This is a genomic window from Streptomyces niveiscabiei, from assembly GCF_033794345.1.
Taxonomy (GTDB): domain Bacteria; phylum Actinomycetota; class Actinomycetes; order Streptomycetales; family Streptomycetaceae; genus Streptomyces; species Streptomyces niveiscabiei.
Map to the genome: position 1 here is coordinate 1 of NZ_JARAYJ010000118.1, position 875 is coordinate 875.

The window sequence follows — 875 nt, forward strand, 5'->3', positions numbered from 1 at the left end:
CTAAGACTTGTCCCGTAAATGATCTCTGACATGGTCGGTGACCTGCTCGTTTCTTCGTCATCCGGCCAGTGTGAGGTTGTGCAGTCGGGCGATGCCGAGCATGGCGTGGTGGACGCCGGCGCCTTTCAGCCGGCAGTCGCGGAGGATCTTCCAGGTCTTCATCCGGGCGAAGGCGTGCTCGACTCGGGCGCGGACCTTGCGGTGGGAAGCGTTGTGTTCCTCCTTCCAGGCCGGGAGTTCGGCCTGGCCGCGCTCCCGGCGGTGCGGGATGACCAGGCCGGTGCCCCGGTAGCCGCCGTCCGCGATGACTGTGGTCGTGCCGACGGCGTCCTTGGCGCCGGACAGTTCCCATGCCTTGCAGTCGTTGCGGTTGCCGGGCAGTGGCCGGCCGACGGCGACGACGAGCCGGGTGTCGGCGTCGATGACGACCTGGTGGTTGGTGGAGTACCGATAGTTCTTCGACTGCTCGGCCACCGAGTGGTCGCGGGTAGGCACCAGGGTTCCGTCCACGATCAGCACGGCGTCCTTGCGGAAACGCTTGCGTTGTTGCAGTGCCAGAGCGGGCCCGAGGTGGTTGACGATGCGGTCCGCCGCGGACTTCGACACCCCGAACAGTGGCGCGAGTTGGCGCAGCGTCAGGTTGGTCCGCCAGTACGCCGCGACCAGCAGGACCCGGTCCTCCAGCGACAGGCTCCAGGGCCGGCCCTTGCGGACCGGATCCGCGCCCTCACGCCGCAACGCGGTGATCAGCTTGCCAAACTGACGCGGACTCAGCCCCGTGAACGGGGCTATCCAGGACGGCTCCGACGCCGTGATCACACCAGCCACACCAAGATCATCCCACCCGTGACCAGCAGTTACGGGACAAGCCTTAG

At 66.9% G+C, this 875-nt stretch carries 1 protein-coding gene; it reads right to left on the reverse strand.

Annotated elements, in window-relative coordinates; translation table 11 throughout:
• Positions 1-57: 57 nt before the first annotated feature.
• The gene (locus PV682_RS44120; protein ID WP_319738615.1) at positions 58-828 is read right to left on the reverse strand and encodes a transposase; all 771 of its coding nucleotides are present in this window, start codon (positions 826-828) and stop codon (positions 58-60) included.
• Positions 829-875: the final 47 nt, after the last annotated feature.